A 15,929-nucleotide genomic window follows, 5' to 3' on the forward strand; every position below is an offset into this window, starting at 1 on the left:
AGTCGTCCGCGACGCCTCGCCCGCTTGGCTCGAAGCGAGATCATCAACACGATCTTGACGGATAGGACTCATCGGAACTCCGAGATCATGCTGGAGAGAAGAAAAACTCTCTCAAATCGCTATTTTTCCGCAGCCTGCTAATGCCTCCGCCTATTAATAAGCAAGGCGAGGACTCCATCCTGATTAGGCTTGACAGAGGACGCTTTTACGGAACCTGGGTCAACCTCCTTGTCAAGGACTTTTTCCCAAAGACTGGGAGGTATTCAATCCGCGTCATATACAAGAGTTGGCTACGGAAAGAATGGTTTGCCCCTGAATTACGGAATCTGCCTGCCGTTTGGGCAGACGAACCGGAGATCGCTTCTGCCCCCGTGTGGATTGAAGTAACTGATTAGACGACCTCATCCCCGCCACGGCGGAACAAGAAGGGCCACATGAGTTCGGGGACAGGTCTCGGCGAGTTTATTAACTATGCGGGGGTCGGCGCAGTGATTCAGAAAAAGATTGGTCTACCCAGGAGGCCGGAGAGCTTGGGGCGGAACTGCTCGGTGTCGTAGAGGGTGGTGACGTCGACCTTGCGGGGGCCGCGGCCGGGATCGGGCAGCGGGACGTGATTGTATCGGCCGTTCTGGATGCAGAGCATCTGTCCCGTCTTGCCCTGGGCGATGAGATCGACGGCCAGGGTGCCGAAGGTGTTGGCCACCATCTTGTCCAGCGCGTCGGGCGGCCCGCTGCGCAGATCGTACGTGATGTCCTGGACCCGGGTCGGCAGCTTCGTCTCCCGGCTGATCGCCTCCGCCAGCGCCTCCCCAACGTTGACTTTCTTCCGGTGGCCGTAGGCATCGGCGGGGCCGTACTCCTCCAGCTTCCCTCCCTGCCAGATCGCCCCCTCGGAGCACAAGACGAGCGCCGTGCGGGAGTCGCCGTCGGCGTAATCCTTCTTCACCAGATCGCACAGCGCCTCCAGATCGAACGGGTGCTCGGGGATGGCGCAGCGGACGTCGGAGATCGCCATGGCGGTCCCGAGCGACGTGAAGCCGGCGTCGCGCCCGAAGATCCGGAAGACCCCGACGAGGTCGTGCGAGCCGAGCGTCGTCCGGTGGCGGTTGATGAAGTCCTCCGCCCGCGTCAGGGCCGTCTTGAAGCCGATGGCGTATTCGCTTCCCTGGACGTCGTTGTCCATCGTCTTCGGGATCCCGACCACCGGAAATCCGCGGGACTGCAGGCGGTAGGCGGAGCCCAGCGTGTCGTCCCCGCCGATCGCCACGAGACAGTCGATCTCGCACTCCTGCATATTTCGGATCACTTCGTCCACGGCGTCGAAGACCTCCTCCTTGCCATCGACCCGGGGCAGATCGTCCTTGCGCTGCTGCAGCCGCGGGGGAAGGTCCTTCAGCTTCATCCGATCGGGACGGACGCGCGAGGAATGGAGGAAGGTGCCGCCGGTCAGGTCGATGTGCCGGACGATGGCGTCGGTCAGGGGCAGGAGATTGGTCGATTCGCCACCGGGGCCGGGATTCTCCATGTGGACCGCCCCGCGCCATCCCCTGAGGATCCCGGTGACGTTGGCGTCGCGGCTTCCGGCCCGGGTCCACCCGTGCCGGCCGGCCGCCCGGTAGACTGCCTGGATGGCGGCATTGAGCCCCGGCACGTCGCCGCCGCCCGTCAGGATCCCCAGGTGTTTGGGCCGCATCGTCTTCTCCTTCGGCAAGAAAACCGGACCGAACTGCTCCTCCATGGCCAACGGATCGGAAGCGCGATCCTTCGAGATCGAGACCCGACTCCCGATCCTGCGCTTAAGGGCGCGGAGCGATTCAGGGAGCCGCCGCTAGTCTACTACGAGCCCGGCCGTCCCGGCGCTCGCGCATCACCCCACTTCCGAAGGCAACAAGGGGGGTGGGCCGAATGAATCCCGGCCCAAAAAGAGATAGACTCTGGCGCTCTCGGTCGCCCGAAAGGAAAGCTGGATGCGCCCCGTCAGGACTTTTCAAGTCCGCCCTCTCATCCCGGAGCCCTTGAAGCCTCTGGAAGAGATCGCCTACAACCTCCGCTGGTCGTGGGACCACGACACGATCGCCCTGTTCCGGCGGCTGGATCGCGACCTCTGGGAGTCGAGCGGCCACAATCCCGTCTTGATGCTGAACACCATCTCCCAGGAGACGCTCCTGCAGGCCGCGGAGGATGAGGCGTTCCTCGTGCAGCTCGACCGCGTCTCTCGGGACCTGGAGAGCTACATGGCGATCCGCGGAGCGCTCCGGGAGAAGATCGGCCCCTCCCCGCGCCCGCTGGTCGCCTATTTCTCCATGGAGTTCGGCCTCACCGAGTGCCTGCCGATCTACTCGGGCGGCCTCGGCGTCCTGGCCGCCGACCACCTCAAGTCGTCGAGCGATCTCGCCCTGCCGCTCATCGGCGTCGGCCTTCTCTATCAGAAGGGCTATTTCCACCAACGGCTGAATCCCGACGGATGGCAGGAGGAGCATTACCCGACCAACGACTTCTCTACGCTTCCCGTGCGCCTCTTCAGAAACGACCAGGGGGAGCCCCTCCGGATTACGGTGGACCTCGCCGGCACGCCCGCGCAGGTCCAGTTCTGGCGGGCCCAGGTGGGGCGGGTCAAGCTGGTCCTGCTCGACACCAACATCCCCGAGAACCCGCAGGAGATCCAGGACGTCACCGACCAGCTCTACGGGGGCGACAGCGAGACGCGGATTCGGCAGGAGATTCTGCTGGGCGTCGGAGGCCGCCGGGTCCTGGAGGCGCTCTCCGAGCGGCCGCGCGTCTACCATCTCAACGAAGGGCACTCCGCCTTCGTCTGTCTGGAGCGGGCCCGCATCCTGATGAAAGAAGCCGGCCTTTCCTTCCGCGAGGCCCGCGAGCTGATCGCCGCCACCACCGCCTTCACCATCCATACTCCCGTGCCCGCCGGGATCGACGTGTTCCCCCAGGGCCTGATGGAAAGGTATTTCGGAGCCTACTGGCCCGAGCTGGGGCTGACGCGCGAGGAATTCCTCGATCTCGGCCGGGTCCACCCGGGGGACGCCAACGAAGGCTTCAACATGGCGGTCCTGGCGATCCGTTCCTCCGGCAAGGTCAACGCCGTGAGCCGGCTGCACGGCTACGTCTCCCGCGAAGTCTGGAAGGATCTCTGGCCGGGCATTCCGTCGTCCGAGATCCCAATCGCGCACGTGACCAACGGCGCTCACCCCCTCTCCTGGATTTCGGAGGAGATGCGCCGGCTCTACGACCGGCACCTCGGCTCGCGCTGGGCCCTGGAGGGGGGCGACACGCGCGACTGGCGGCGCGCCGAGCAGATTCCCGGCGAGGAGCTGTGGAGGGTCCACGAGCTGCGGCGCGAGCGGCTGGTCGCGTTCGTCCGGCAGCGTCTCGCGGAGCAGCTGCGCCGCCAGGGAGCCGGCCGGGGCGAGATCGCGGCCGCGGAGGAGATCCTCGATCCCGAGGTGCTGACGATCGGATTCGCCCGGCGCTTCGCCACCTACAAGCGGGGCACCCTGCTGCTGCACGATCTGGACCGCCTCGTGAAGATCCTCGACGCTCCCAACCGTCCCGTGCAGATCATCTATGCGGGGAAGGCCCACCCCCGGGACGACGCCGGCAAGGCCCTCATCCGCGACATCGTCCACGCGGCGCGGCGCCCGGAGTTCGCGCGGCGCATCGTGTTCCTGGAGGACTACGACTCGGTGGTGGCCCGCTACCTGGTGGAGGGTTGCGACGTCTGGCTCAACACGCCGCGCCGCCCGATGGAGGCGAGCGGCACGAGCGGCATGAAGGCGGCGCTCAACGGCGCGCTGAACCTCAGCATCCGCGACGGCTGGTGGGACGAGGCCTATTCGCCGCGCACCGGCTGGGCGATCGGCCACGGCGACCAGGATCATCTCGATTCCCAGACCTTGAACAGCCAGGAGGCCGGGATGCTTTACACCCTCCTCGAGCAGGAGGTCGTGCCGCTCTTCTATACGAGGGGACCGGACGGCATCCCGCGCGAGTGGATCGCGTTGATGAAGAGCGCGCTGGGCGACCTCTGCCCCGTGTTCAACACGCATCGGATGGTCCGGCAATACGTTCAGGATGCCTACGCGCCCGCCGAAGCGCGGCGCCCGTTGCTCGAGGCCGACGGCTACCGCGGAGCCCGGGAGCTGGCCCAATGGCGGGAGCGGATGCTGGAGGCCTGGCCGGGCGTGAAGGTCTCGAAGATCGACGCCGATCTGCCGACTCAGATGAGCGTGGGCGACGGCTTCGAGGTGAAGGCCTGGGTCCAGCCCGGGCCCCTTTCCGCCGCCGATCTCAACGTTCAGATCGTCCTGGGCCGCGTGGAGGAGAACCGGGAGATCATCCAGCCGCAGATCCTCCCCATGACCGCCGACGGGGCGGGGTCCCCCGAGGGGATCCTGTTCCGCGCCCAGATCCCGCTGCGCCGCAGCGGCAACCAGGGATTCACGATCCGCGTCCTGCCGCGCCACGAGCTTCTCCTCCACCCGCATCACACCGGCCTCATCCTCTGGGCGAGCTAGTGTCGCGTCCCGGAAATCCCGCTGTTTGAGGCGGGTTGACCCGCGGCGGGCTTCCAGCCGTCGGGTCCAAACCGGCCCCCGCTGCACACCCATTCCCCCACTTCTTCCCTGAACGAGACCTCGCGGTAACTCAAAAACCAGCGAATTCCGCCATTGCGCCGGGGGCCGCAACGGTGGTAAAACAGTTTATCCGAGCGTATAAACTCAACTATCATGTCGGCTGAAACTGTCGCGCCCGCGTTCGCCCCACCCCGGGAATCGATTTCCTGGCGATCCTCCGATCTGCTTCGGATCGCGCTTCTGGTCGCCCTCTACTTCGTCACCGCCAAGCTCGGGCTTCTGGCCGACGCGGTGAGCGGCTTCGCCACGACCGTCTGGCCGCCCGCCGGGATTTCCCTCGCGGCGCTCTCGCTGTTCGGCATCCGGCTCTGGCCAGGGGTCGCCCTCGGGGCGTTCCTGGTGAATTTCACGGCCGGGGCCCCCTGGCTCGCGGCCTGCGGCATGGCGGCGGGAAACACTCTGGAGGCGGTCGTGGGAACCCAGCTCCTGCGCCGCTTCGGCCGGTTCGACGGGTCGCTGGATCGCCTCCCCGCGGTCGTCGGATTCGTGATCCTGGGGGCCGGCCTGAGCACGACGATCAGCGCCACGATGGGGGTCGCCAGCGGGTATCTGGGCGGCGTCATCCCGGCCGCCGCGGCCGGCAAGGCTTGGCTGACTTGGTGGCTGGGCGACGCGATGGGAGTCCTGATCCTGGCGCCGCTGTTCTTCTCGTTGGCCGAGAAGCCGCGGATTCTCCTTACCCCGGAGCGCCAGGTCGAGGCGGGACTGCTTCTCGCCTGCCTGACGGCAGCGAGCTTCCTCGTCTTCAGTCCCTGGTTCCGCCCCGCCCAGCCGAGCCTTCTGCAGCCCTACCTCGTCTTCCCCTTCCTGATCTGGGCCGCCCTTCGCTTCCTGCAGCATGGGACCGCCGTCGCCACGCTCCTCGTCACCGGAATCGCCATCGTGAGGACGGCGGCGGGCTACGGCCCTTTCGCGCGCGGCACCGTGAACGAGAGCCTCCTGGCGCTGCAGGCCTTCATGGGGACGGTGGCCGTGACGATGCTGTTCCTTGCCGCCGGGATGTGCGAGCGCCGCCGCTCCGACGTCCGAGCCAGGCTGAACTACTCGGTGGCGCGCGTCCTGGCGGACGCGCCGGCGCTCGAAGCGATGATCGCGGGGATGCTCCGGGCGATCTGTGAAGCCCTCGAGTGGGATTGCGGGAACTTCTGGCGAGTCGACTCGCGGACGGCCACGCTCCGGCACGCCGCCCAATGGTACCGGCCCGACAGCGGCCTGGAAGCCTTCGTCGAGGGGTCCGGGATGACTTTCAGCCCCGGTGTCGGGATGGCCGGCCGGGTCTGGAAGGAGGCCAGGCCGATCTGGGTCCCGAGCATCGCCCGGGAGAGGAACTTCCAGCGGGGGCCCCTGGCCCGCAAGCTGGGATTGAACTCGGCGATAGGCTTCCCGATCCTCCTGGGACAGGAGGTCCACGGAGTCCTGACCTTTCTCAGCCGCGCGCACCGCGAGCCGGACGAGACCCTGCTCCAGACGATGGCGGCGACCGGCAGCCAGATCGGACAGTTCATCCAGCGCCGCCGGGCCGAGGAGGAGCTGCGTGAAGCCCATGCCGAGCTGGAAGCGCGGATCGCGCGGAGGACCGAGCAGCTCTCCGACATGAACCGGGCGCTCCAGGGCGAGATCGGCGAGCGCAAAGAGGCGGAGCAGTCTCTCCGCAAGCTGTCGACGCGGCTCCTGCGGATCCAGGACGAAGAGCGCCAGCGCCTGGCGCGGGAGCTGCACGACAGCACGGCGCAGAGCCTGGCGGCCCTGTCGATGAACCTCGCCGTGGCGAAGTCGTGCCGCACGCTCGACGAGCGGGCGCGCGCCGCCCTCGAGGAGAGCGAAGCGCTCGCCCAGCGCTGCCTGCGCGAGATCCGATCGCTCTCCTACCTGCTGCACCCGCCGCTTCTGGAGGAGATCGGTCTGTCCGCGGCCCTGCGCTGGTGCGTCCAGGGATTCGCGCGGCGCAGCGGCATCGCCGTGGATCTCGAGCTGCCCCCCGACTTCGGACGGCTGCCCACCGAGGTGGAATACGCGTTGTTTCGCATCGTCCAGGAATGCCTGACCAACATCCAGCGCCACTCGGGCAGCTCCAGCGCCCGCGTCCAGCTCGTCCGCCAGCCGAAGCGCATCGCTCTCGAGGTCCGCGATCAGGGCAAGGGGATTCCGCCCGGGATTCTCGACCGCCACGACGGCGTCGAGCTGCTGGGCGTGGGGCTGCTGGGAATGCGCGAGCGGGTCCGGCAGCTCGGAGGGCAGATCCGCATCGACTCGGGCAGCGGCGGATCGGCGGTCCAGGTGGAATTCGCGATCCAGCAGGAGGCTTCATGAAGACGGTCCGCATCCTGGTCGCCGACGACCACGAGATTGTCCGCCGGGGCGTCAAGGCTCTCCTGGAGGCTCGCTCGGGCTGGGAGGTCTGCGACGAGGCGGTCGATGGAAGAGAGGCGGTGGAGAAGACCGTCCGGTCGCGCCCCGACGTGGTGATCCTCGACATCGGCATGCCGGGGCTCAACGGGCTCGAAGCGGCGCGCCGGATCCGCAAGGAGGCGCCCGCAAGCCAGATCCTCATCCTCACGATGCACGATTCGGAGCAGGTGGTCCAGGAGGTGCTCGCGGCGGGGGCGCGCGGCTACGTCTTGAAATCGGACGCCGGCCGGGACCTCGTCCAGGCGGTGGAGGCGCTCTCGAACCACAAGACCTTCTTCACCCCCAGCGTGACGGAGATGGTCCTGCAGACCTATCTCGGCGGCGGGACCGGGGCCGTGGAGCCCGGAGAAAGCGCCCTGCTGACGCCCCGGGAGCGCGAAGTCATCCAGCTGCTGGCCGAAGGGCGCAGCAACAAGGAGGTCGCCGACCTCCTGCGGATCAGCGTCCGGACCGCGGAGACGCACCGGACCAACATCATGCGCAAGCTCGACTGCCACTCGCTGAGCGATCTGACGCGCTACGCCATCCGCAACAACATTATCAATCCCTAGACACTACCTGCGATTTTTCCTACAGAGCATCCTTCCGGCGAATACCGGATTTCACGGATTGGCAGCGACTCCCGGAGCGATTTCAATAGCGCCCCTGTTTCACCTTGGGAGACGACGATGACCATCCAATCCGATCGATCAAACGCCTACCTCCTCGTTCCGGTGCCGGAGGCCGCTCCCCTGCCTCCCTTCGTCCGCGATCTGCGAAGCAAGACGGAGGGGCGCGGCGAGCTGCGACTGGCGCTCGCGGTCCTCGAAGACGCCCTGGACTGCCTGGAGCGGCACAAGGACTCGCGGGAGTTTCTGGCTCGCCTTTTCCGGTGGGAAGCCCTGCAGTGGGTCGAGAGCCGGGATCGATTGCCGGTCTTCTCGTTCGAGAACGTCTGCTTCCTTCTCGATATCGACCCCGAAAAGACGCGGCGCAGCGTGGAGCGCTGGCTCCGCCGCCGGCCGGACGGCTTTTCCTTGATTGCCCGCAGCCGATTCAGCCGATCTCATGCCCCGGCGCGCCCGCCGCGCCAAGGCCTGACCGTGTCGTGGATGCGCCAGTCCCAGAGCGCCTGAAACGCCTGTCGGAGCGCGCGGGGAGCTACTCCTTTTCCGCCACGACGTCGCAGGTGATGCGGATCGGATTCTTCGCCTTGATCGTCCCGCCCACCGCCGAGAGCCGCTTGATCCCATAGGCGGTGTGGAAGATCACGAAATCGGCGTGGGCCTGGAGGCGGTTGCCGCTCACCCTCACCTGGGCCGGTATCTCCACCCGGTTGGTCACGCCGTGAAGCGTCAGCTCGCCGGTGATCCGGTATCGCTGGCTCTTCGCGCCGCCCCCCTCCGCGACGATCCGCGTGCTCTTGAACGCGATCTGCGGATACTTTCCCGTCTCCAAAGCCTCTTCCCGGACTGCTTGATTGACCTTGGCGCGGTCCTTCTCATCGAACTCCTTGCCCGTTTCGGCGGCCGTGCCCGCCTCGATCGTCAGCCGGAGCGACGACTTTTCGTCGCCGGGCGCCAGCTCGACTTCGCCCGTCAAGCCCCCCAGGGCAATGGCATGGTCGTGCCCGAGCTTCGAGAACATCCCGCCCGACGCGACCGCGGCGACCATCCGGCTGTTTGCGGCGATGACCTTGTAGCGTCCGGCGGGGGCCGCGCTTCCGGCGGGATTCTGCCGGGCTCCCGAGGAGGGATTGGAAGCCTGCACTACGCCGGCCCCGTTATCGTGGCGGAATTCACTCTTCTCGGAAACAGGGGGCCCGCAGGCCCCCGACAGGATGGCCGCCGTCAAGACGGCAAGCCGGATCGACAGGGAGATTCTCATTTTTGCCTCCTATCGGGCCTTCTCGGCTCCCCGATGCTTTCTCTTTCTTACAAGGGGCATGCCAGAATCGGGGACCGGAGCGTGGGGAATTTACAAAAAGCAGCCCCATCCCCGGCGCTTCCCGTCGCGACGGAGGCTCGTGGACGGCGCGGAAGCAGGTCGCAGCAGGGCATTTGAGCCGCGCAAGGGCCGAAGCATCGGGCGGACGATGGCCGCCGGAGACTCGGCTGGCCCGCGATTTGCTCCGAGCTTGAGGTGATCGATGTTTTCTGACGGGCGGTAGCGCTCGGAAGAGAAGAGGAACATGGCCGGAAAGAGAAAAGGAACATGACGATCCTGATTGCCGATCAGGACAAGCGATTTCGGACCGTCGTCAAGAGGCTTCTTCAGATGGGCGGGAACGTCGAGAGAGTGTGGGAGGCGTCCGACGGCGAGGAGGCGGTCAAGCTGGCGCGGGAGCTCGAGCCCGATCTCGTGCTCATGGAGATCTCGCTTCCCAAGCTCAACGGCCTGGAAGCCACCGAAATGATCAAAAAGGTGTTTCCCAGCGCCCAGGTCATCATCTTCACGCCTCACGCCAACCAGGAATACCGGAACGCCGCGCTCCGCAGCGGCGCCAATGCCGTCTTCCCGAAGTCCGCCAGCTGGACGGGGGTCGAAGTCCACTGATCCGCTTCATCGTATCCGCCCGTTCCGGGTGATCTTTCCCTCCACGAACTTCGCTACCGGGCGGGGGCGATCCGGCTCCCGCTGATCCGCGATCCGCGGCGCCAAGTCGCCCGGCTCCTTCTCCGGCGCCGGAGCCCGCGCCAGATACTGGTCGATGTGGTCCTCCACCTCCTGCGGGAACTGCGGGACCGGCCCGGCGATGCCGTCCCGGTAGATCCGGAGCATGATCTCCTTGAAGATGGGCAGCGCCGTGCGCCCGCCCGTCTCCTTTTCCCCCAGCTCGCGGTTGTCGTCGAAGCCCACGCGGACGGCGACCGTGATTCCCTTCCGGCCGAAAGTGGATCCGACGATCATCGCGTCGCGGAAATCGCTCGACGTGCCGGTCTTGGCCATGACCGGGATGGGAAAGTCGGCCGCGCTCAGGTTGTGCGCCGTTCCATCGGGCAGGCGCACGACTCCGCGGAGCCCTTCCTGGATCTGGCGCAGATCCTCGGCCTCGACTCCCACCGAGGCTATCGGCCGCGCCGTCCGGGGGGCCTGGTAGAGGAGGCCGCAGGAGTTGTCGGTCACCTGGTCGACGATGTGCGGCTCCGCCAGGATCCCGGAGGCCATCGCGCGGTAGGCCCCGGCCAGCTCCAGGAGGCGGACCTCGGACGCGCCCAGCGCCGTGCTGATGTAGGGTTGAAGCTCGGTTCGGATCCCGAGCTGCCGCGCCGTCTTCAGGACGCTCTCCATGCCGATCTGGCGCGCCAGCCAGATGGCCACCGTGTTGCGGGATTCCGCCAGAGCCTGGCGGGCCGGTATCCGCCCCTTGAACTTCTTGTCGTAATTGGCGATCCACTTCACGCCGCGGTCCCGGCCCATATTGATCTTGATCGGCTTGTCGGGGACCTTGCTGTCGAGATCCAGGCCCTCGTGGAAGGCGGCCAGATAGACCAGGGGCTTCATCGCCGAGCCCGGCTGGCGGAGCGACCCGGTGACCCGGTTGTAATCGGAATAGGCGGTCGGGTGATCCTGATAGACCTGCCGCCCGCCGGCTTCGGCGAGGATCGCCGCATCCGAGTTGCGCAGGACGACGACCGAGCCCTGGATCACGCCTTTCGCCCGCGGGTGCCGCTTCTCGTAGAGGGCGAGCCCGCTCTCCAGGGCGTCGTTCACGATCGTTTGCGCGCGCTGGTCCACGGTGCTGCGCACCGCGATCCGGCCTTCGAACAGATCCTCGATCCCGAACCGGTCCTTGCCGTGCCGCTTCAGCTCGTCGAAGACGCTTTCGATGGCGGCGGGGGCGTACGTCTTCACGCCGCTGCGCGAGGCGAGCCCGATGGGCTCCGCCCGCCAGCGCTTGGCCGCCTCGGGGGTGATGGCGCCGTTGCGCGCCATGAGAGCGAGGATCTCGTTGCGGCGCCCCAGGGACCGCGGATCGCCGGGAGCCGGGGCATAGTCGCGGGGGCATTTGCAGATCCCCGCGAGCGAGGCCGCGATCGCGCCGTCTTCCGAGGTGAAGGCCGAGAGGGGCTTGCCGAAGTAGTATTCCGCACCGGCGGCGAAGCCGTACCGGCCGTGGCCCAGATAGATGAAGCTGGCGTACCGGGCGAAGATCTCCCGCTTGGCGATCTCCTGCGAGCCGTATCGCCGGCGCATCTCTTCTTCCAGCCAGAGCGAGAGGCGGACCTCTTCCACCTTGCGCAAGAGCTTGTTCACGGCGGGCACGCCGATCACGGCCGCGACGACCCCCGGCGCGATCCCGCCGCGGATCAGGTCGCTGCCATTCTCGCGGCTGGTCAGATCCTGCAGGAAATAGCCGCGCACCAGCTGCTGCGTGAGCGTCGAGCCTCCCTGAGGAAAGACCAGGCGGAACCCCTTCCCGCTCCGCAGCGCCCCGAGGGATCGGACCGCCGTCTTCTCGACGACGCGAGGCCAGGCGGCGAAGTCCACCCCGGGGTGGGTGAAGAAGTTCTTGTCCTCCGCCGAGAGGATCGCCTCCCGGAGGATGAGGGGCACCTGATCGTAGGTGACGACGCGCCGGTATTCCTTGGCCAGCTGGATCAGCGTCTTGCCGCGAGCGTCGAACACCTCGCCGATGGTGGGCGCCTCGAATCGAATGAACGATTTGATGTCGGGAAGGTCGCTCCGGTCGAAATAGACGTGATAGACGAGGGCGATCAGCGCCACGAGAAAGCCGGCGGCGAGCGCCGCCGCGGCGCGGCCCAGGAGACCGCCCGGGCGCCGCGCTTCCAAGGCAGTCCGGCGGGCGCCCGCCGGCGAGTCCGGGCGGATATCGCGGCGCGGCAGGACGGGGGCCGGCATCGGCGCGGCCCGGCCGCGCGGCCGGACGAGCGGCAATCCCGCTTCACTCCAAGCCCTCCGGACCAGCGGGCGCCGGATCCGGGGAGCGGGGTCCCGTCCCAGACACTCCTGGATCATCGCCCCAGGCCATTGCCAAGCCCAGGCGACCCATCGATAGGTTCTCGTATTCATCGCGGTTGGCTCATTCTATCTCTAAACGGCAGAGGCCCGGGAAACATTCCCGGGCCCCCTATCGAATCGCCCCAGCCGGTTCCTTGCCGGAGCGTTTGTGCGGAGTCCGTTGCGTCGCAGCGCCGTCAAACGAACGGCCACGGTTTGGAACTCCCGAAAGCTCAACCGGTCAGACGCAAGGCGGGGACTTTGTTGCGCTCCCGGCTCCCCGCCGGGCCGGTGGACTGCCTTGAGGGCTACTTGCCCCAGCGAAATACCGCGCCGGCGTGCCAGTCGATTCCCCCGAAGTCGATGTTGTCGTCGAACGAGCCGAAGGAGATCGGGGTCTCAAGCTGACGCCACAACGCCTCGGCGAAGAAGCGGGTGTTGTCCTTCCCGATGTCGACGCCTACCTCGCCATAGATTCCGGTGTCGTTGTCTATGTTACCGACATCGCTGTTGAGAAAGTAATAGCTGACACCGCCCCCGACGTAGGGGTTCACAAACTTGTCGGAGAGGAGGTTGAACTTTATGCCTCCGTCGACCGGAATCGCGCGGACGTCGGTATCGGGAATGGTGTTTCCCCGCGCGTGGAAATCGGGAAAGTAGGTGCCGTGGAATTCCAGCTCGACCCAGGGCGCGAAGTTGAACCCTACGCGCGCCCCGGCTCCCCAACTGTTGGCCGCGTCCTCGGCGCCCCAATAGGCGCCATAGACTCCGAAGCTTCCGGCCCACGTCGGTGCGGAAAAGAGGGCCAATGTCGCCAGAACCATCAAGCACTTCTTCCAGGTCATGCTTTATCTCCTCTGTGATGAAACATGCTGCCCAACTGTGTGAGAAGGAGCCGAGTCCCTCTTCACGCGAAGCCTGCCCAGAACCCTCGGTCGAAGTCGGTCACCGGCGTCGGCGCTCCCGGCTTCCACTGCGGGCGGAACAGGGTAAAACCGCCTCTCGGCTCTCCCGAAAGATCGCGCGGGCGCCCGAAGGGACAAACGAGCGATACGCTTCCAAGTCTTCATGAACCATCTCTCCCGTCGTGCCTCCTCGTGTTTCCGAGCAGGCCGTGTGCCCGGCCGTCTTCCTACAAAGGGCGTGCCAAGGCCCCCTCGCTCGACGGTCCAGCGGCGGTCCCGATCGGCAACAAGGTGAGGGCTCGACGTTTTCAGCTTCGCCCCTCCGGAAAAACCTTAGGGTCCTCCTGTTGGGAGGCCAGGCCGCCGATGGGAAAATGGCATCAACGTCGGGACCGAATGTACAAAGTACACGGCCTGAGACCCCGCTCCGGCGGCGGAGCCCGGGCGCCACTCATTCGTCACTTGAAGCTCCACTCTGGCTTGCGATTTGCAGAGACTCTGCTTGGCGCACGGATTCCGGCCGTGCTGTCAGGAGAAATCGGACTCCGGCAGGACCCTACACGCAGGACCTTATGAAACAGGAGGCTTCGATGGAACCACGGACCACAACGAGCACGCGAATGGGCGATTTCGCCAGCGATACCATCCGGGATGTGAAGGACGAAGCGGCCCGGCTCAAGGACGAAGCGGTGAAGCTCAAGGAGAAGTACGTCGACGACACCTGGGACAAGACCCGCCAGTACGTCAGCGACAATCCCGCCAAGACGATCCTGATCGCCGCGGCGGTCGGTCTCGTCCTCGGCACGTTCATGAGGCGGCGCTAGTGAATACCGTCCGGGAAGTGACGCCTCCTCCGTTCCGGACCGTGACGCCCGACAAGCCGGCGCTTGAGGCCGAGGTCACTCTAACGGACGTCGCCGGCGAGGCCGTCGGAGCGCTTCACGCCTTCATGGAGTACGTGAACAGCTTCCTCAAGCTTCAAGGCTTTCGGCTGGAAGGAGAGCTCAGGTCGGTCCTGGTCCGTGTCGGCATGTACGTGATTGCCGGAATCGCGGCCCTGTCGGGCTTCATCCTTCTTTCAGCCGGTCTGGTCGACTGGCTTTCGATCCTCACGAGCTCCCGGGCGGCGGGCTTCGCGATCGTCGGCGCGGGCTATCTGATCGTGGCGGCCATCGTCGCCATGGTGGCCCGCAGCCGCGCGTCCTGAAGGAGACACCTCATGAAAACCCCACCGCATCGGCTTTCCACGGAAGAGCGGGAGATCGAGCTCGAGCGGGAGGTGGAGAGAAGGCGGGAACTGCTGATCGAGAAGTTTCGCTCGCTCGGCACCTCGGTGAAGACGACGTTCGATCCCTTCAGCTCGGTGCGGCGCCACCCCGTCGGCGGCTTTGCCGCGGGCGTCGCGGCCGGCGTCCTTCTCAGCAGCGCCTCATCGGCGCTCAAGCTGGGCCGGAACCGGGACAAGCCCGAGCCGTCACGCTCCCCCATCGCTGCGGTGGTGGGAAGCCTCCTTCCGGCGATCGGGCCGCTTGTCCTGCGATTCTTCCGGCGAAGAGCCGAGCGCTGACCCTTTCTGAAACATCAAGCATGGGCCTTTCCCGGGGGGAAGGCCCTTTTTTTTGCTTCCAGCGTGCCCGCGCCCCCGACCTCTCGTCAGGAGGGCAGCGCCGTGACGATGAAGCGCTTGGGGGACGGGCCCATGTAGTAGAAGGGGTAGCAGGTGACCAGGGTGAGCCGCGGCGAAAGCCGGCTCGACAGGACCTGGGAGTCCTTGGGACCGACGATCGAGATGTCTCCGACGCGATAGTTGATCGTCCCATGAAGCGTCGTCAGGACAATCCGCTGGCCCGGCTTGATGTCGCGCAACGAGCGGAAAAAGCCGTCCCGGTGGCCCGCGATTCCGACGTTGCCCAGCTCTCCCGGAAACGCGGTCCCCGGGATGTGCCCGGCCCCGCGATTGAGCGTCCATCCATCCGTTCCCTCGAACACCATGACCGAAAGACCGAGGTCGGGAACCTGCAACCGGGCGATCGCCTTCGACGTATCGGGGAAGGAGCGAAAAGCACGGATGCGCTCGCGCGACCAACCGGACTTGTCGGGAACGGGGTCGTCGTCCGGCGAGGGGGGGAGGAGCCTGCGATCCGCAAAAAGCGCCAAGGGCTCCGCCTGAGCCGGGGAGGGGTGGTCCGCGGCGGGGCCCTTTTCGCTGAGCAATCTATCGAACTCTGCCGTCGCGGCCGCTTGGGAGAGTCGTCCATGAAGGAGGATGGCTCCGTAAAACCCCACCCCAAGCAGGCCCGCGACCAGAAAACCCTTTTCAAGTCCGCGCAGCGGTAATCTGCGCTTTTCGCTCATGGACATTCCGGACGGAACGCTTCGCTAACGGGTCCGTGTCAGTGCGCAATCTTGCGTGCCGCCCGAATCGCCAGGGAGAAGCCGATCAGCAGGAGACCGGCGAAGCCGATCAGCGGAGCGGGGCTTCCCGTCTTCGGCAGCGTGCCGTTCGCGCTGGTGTCGTTGGTGTTCGCCGTCCCGGTGTCGGACTGGTAGGTCGTGGTCGTGGTCGCGCCCGAGGTGCCGGTCGTGCCCGTGGTGTCGTTGTAGTTGCTCGTGCCGCTGTAATTGCTGCCCGAGGTCGTCGTGGTTCCCGTCGCCGAGCTGCCCGAGGAGCCGTACGACGTGCCGCTCGGATTCTCGGCGGCGGTGGTCACGGTCACTTCGGTGGCGGTGCGGCTCATGCCCGTGCCGGTGCCCCGGATGCTCACCTGGTCCCCGACTTTCAGATCGGCGAGATTGAGGTGCTGGCCGCCCGACATGAACATCGTCGTCGTATTGGTCGTAACCGTATATCTGTCCGTTCCGCTCTCCACCACGAAGCTGTTCCCGGTCGCGTCTACCGAGACGACCTTCCCGGTGATCATCGTGCTCTCCTGCGCCAGGACAGCCGTCAGCGCGAGAACCAGCATCGCAGCTGCCAGCAAGCTCTTTCTCATGAATTCTCCTCCTTCGTGAAATGTTCGCCAGG

14 protein-coding genes are annotated in these 15,929 nt (G+C 66.3%); 8 read left to right on the top strand and 6 right to left on the bottom strand.

The genetic code is table 11. From position 1 onward, the window contains the following. Positions 1-493 precede the first annotated feature (493 nt). A complete protein-coding gene (locus VGR67_14015; protein ID HEV8337525.1) occupies positions 494-1,693 on the bottom strand; it encodes a 6-phosphofructokinase in 1,200 nt (399 codons plus the stop codon). A gap of 322 nt (positions 1,694-2,015) precedes the next feature. Between VGR67_14015 and glgP the strand changes: the two genes are divergently transcribed. The 4 genes from glgP (at position 2,016) to VGR67_14035 (ending at position 8,173) form a co-directional block, all read left to right on the top strand. Continuing rightward, positions 2,016-4,529 (top strand): alpha-glucan family phosphorylase, encoded by a 2,514-nt coding sequence (glgP, locus tag VGR67_14020; GenBank protein HEV8337526.1) that lies wholly within the window; start codon positions 2,016-2,018, stop codon positions 4,527-4,529. A 213-nt stretch (positions 4,530-4,742) separates the two neighbouring features. Then, on the top strand, positions 4,743-6,959 hold the full coding sequence (locus tag VGR67_14025) for an MASE1 domain-containing protein (protein HEV8337527.1): 2,217 nt from the start codon (positions 4,743-4,745) through the stop codon (positions 6,957-6,959). After that, positions 6,956-7,609 carry a response regulator transcription factor gene (locus VGR67_14030; GenBank protein HEV8337528.1) on the top strand — a complete coding sequence of 218 codons (654 nt, stop codon included), beginning with the start codon at positions 6,956-6,958 and terminating at the stop codon, positions 7,607-7,609. The genes VGR67_14025 and VGR67_14030 overlap by 4 nt, the downstream gene beginning before the upstream one ends. 117 nt (positions 7,610-7,726) lie before the next feature. Beyond that, positions 7,727-8,173 carry a hypothetical protein gene (locus tag VGR67_14035; GenBank protein HEV8337529.1) on the top strand — a complete coding sequence of 149 codons (447 nt, stop codon included), beginning with the start codon at positions 7,727-7,729 and terminating at the stop codon, positions 8,171-8,173. Positions 8,174-8,198: 25 nt separating this feature from the next. On the opposite strand, the gene VGR67_14040 is transcribed toward VGR67_14035, so the two are convergent. Continuing rightward, entirely contained in the window at positions 8,199-8,924 is a 726-nt protein-coding gene (locus VGR67_14040; GenBank protein HEV8337530.1) for a YceI family protein, read from the bottom strand. A gap of 327 nt (positions 8,925-9,251) precedes the next feature. Between VGR67_14040 and VGR67_14045 the strand changes: the two genes are divergently transcribed. Continuing rightward, the gene (locus VGR67_14045) at positions 9,252-9,593 is read left to right on the top strand and encodes a response regulator transcription factor (GenBank protein ID HEV8337531.1); all 342 of its coding nucleotides are present in this window, start codon (positions 9,252-9,254) and stop codon (positions 9,591-9,593) included. A gap of 6 nt (positions 9,594-9,599) precedes the next feature. Here the strand turns inward: VGR67_14045 and VGR67_14050 are convergent, their stop codons facing one another. Both VGR67_14050 and VGR67_14055 read right to left on the bottom strand, forming a co-directional pair. Continuing rightward, a complete protein-coding gene (locus tag VGR67_14050; protein HEV8337532.1) occupies positions 9,600-12,071 on the bottom strand; it encodes a transglycosylase domain-containing protein in 2,472 nt (823 codons plus the stop codon). A 236-nt stretch (positions 12,072-12,307) separates the two neighbouring features. Further along, a complete protein-coding gene (locus VGR67_14055) occupies positions 12,308-12,844 on the bottom strand; it encodes an outer membrane beta-barrel protein (GenBank protein ID HEV8337533.1) in 537 nt (178 codons plus the stop codon). Between the two features lie 650 nt (positions 12,845-13,494). Here VGR67_14055 and VGR67_14060 point away from each other — a divergent pair. The 3 genes from VGR67_14060 to VGR67_14070 are packed head-to-tail and all read left to right on the top strand — an operon-like array spanning position 13,495 to position 14,471. After that, positions 13,495-13,728: a hypothetical protein gene (locus VGR67_14060; GenBank protein HEV8337534.1), complete on the top strand. Its 234-nt coding sequence runs from the start codon at positions 13,495-13,497 to the stop codon at positions 13,726-13,728. Continuing rightward, entirely contained in the window at positions 13,728-14,111 is a 384-nt protein-coding gene (locus tag VGR67_14065) for a phage holin family protein (protein ID HEV8337535.1), read from the top strand. Before VGR67_14060 ends, VGR67_14065 begins: the two co-directional genes overlap by 1 nt. A gap of 12 nt (positions 14,112-14,123) precedes the next feature. Then, the gene (locus VGR67_14070) at positions 14,124-14,471 is read left to right on the top strand and encodes a hypothetical protein (protein HEV8337536.1); all 348 of its coding nucleotides are present in this window, start codon (positions 14,124-14,126) and stop codon (positions 14,469-14,471) included. 86 nt (positions 14,472-14,557) lie between these two features. On the opposite strand, the gene VGR67_14075 is transcribed toward VGR67_14070, so the two are convergent. Next, positions 14,558-15,259 carry a class D sortase gene (locus VGR67_14075; protein ID HEV8337537.1) on the bottom strand — a complete coding sequence of 234 codons (702 nt, stop codon included), beginning with the start codon at positions 15,257-15,259 and terminating at the stop codon, positions 14,558-14,560. A gap of 38 nt (positions 15,260-15,297) precedes the next feature. Further along, positions 15,298-15,897 carry an LPXTG cell wall anchor domain-containing protein gene (locus VGR67_14080; GenBank protein ID HEV8337538.1) on the bottom strand — a complete coding sequence of 200 codons (600 nt, stop codon included), beginning with the start codon at positions 15,895-15,897 and terminating at the stop codon, positions 15,298-15,300. Positions 15,898-15,929: the final 32 nt, after the last annotated feature.

The organism is Candidatus Polarisedimenticolia bacterium (genome assembly GCA_036004685.1).
GTDB lineage: Bacteria > Acidobacteriota > Polarisedimenticolia > Gp22-AA2 > AA152 > DASYRE01.

Bases quoted from the DNA above. Each gene is read 5' to 3' on its own strand.
- VGR67_14015 (HEV8337525.1), bottom strand. From the start codon at position 1,693: ATGCGGCCCAAACACCTGGGGATCCTGACGGGCGGCGGCGACGTGCCG.
- VGR67_14025 (HEV8337527.1), top strand. From the start codon at position 4,743: ATGTCGGCTGAAACTGTCGCGCCCGCGTTCGCCCCACCCCGGGAATCG.
- VGR67_14030 (HEV8337528.1), top strand. From the start codon at position 6,956: ATGAAGACGGTCCGCATCCTGGTCGCCGACGACCACGAGATTGTCCGC.
- VGR67_14035 (HEV8337529.1), top strand. From the start codon at position 7,727: ATGACCATCCAATCCGATCGATCAAACGCCTACCTCCTCGTTCCGGTG.
- VGR67_14040 (HEV8337530.1), bottom strand. From the start codon at position 8,924: ATGAGAATCTCCCTGTCGATCCGGCTTGCCGTCTTGACGGCGGCCATC.
- VGR67_14045 (HEV8337531.1), top strand. From the start codon at position 9,252: ATGACGATCCTGATTGCCGATCAGGACAAGCGATTTCGGACCGTCGTC.
- VGR67_14050 (HEV8337532.1), bottom strand. From the start codon at position 12,071: ATGAATACGAGAACCTATCGATGGGTCGCCTGGGCTTGGCAATGGCCT.
- VGR67_14055 (HEV8337533.1), bottom strand. From the start codon at position 12,844: ATGACCTGGAAGAAGTGCTTGATGGTTCTGGCGACATTGGCCCTCTTT.
- VGR67_14060 (HEV8337534.1), top strand. From the start codon at position 13,495: ATGGAACCACGGACCACAACGAGCACGCGAATGGGCGATTTCGCCAGC.
- VGR67_14070 (HEV8337536.1), top strand. From the start codon at position 14,124: ATGAAAACCCCACCGCATCGGCTTTCCACGGAAGAGCGGGAGATCGAG.
- VGR67_14075 (HEV8337537.1), bottom strand. From the start codon at position 15,259: ATGAGCGAAAAGCGCAGATTACCGCTGCGCGGACTTGAAAAGGGTTTT.
- VGR67_14080 (HEV8337538.1), bottom strand. From the start codon at position 15,897: ATGAGAAAGAGCTTGCTGGCAGCTGCGATGCTGGTTCTCGCGCTGACG.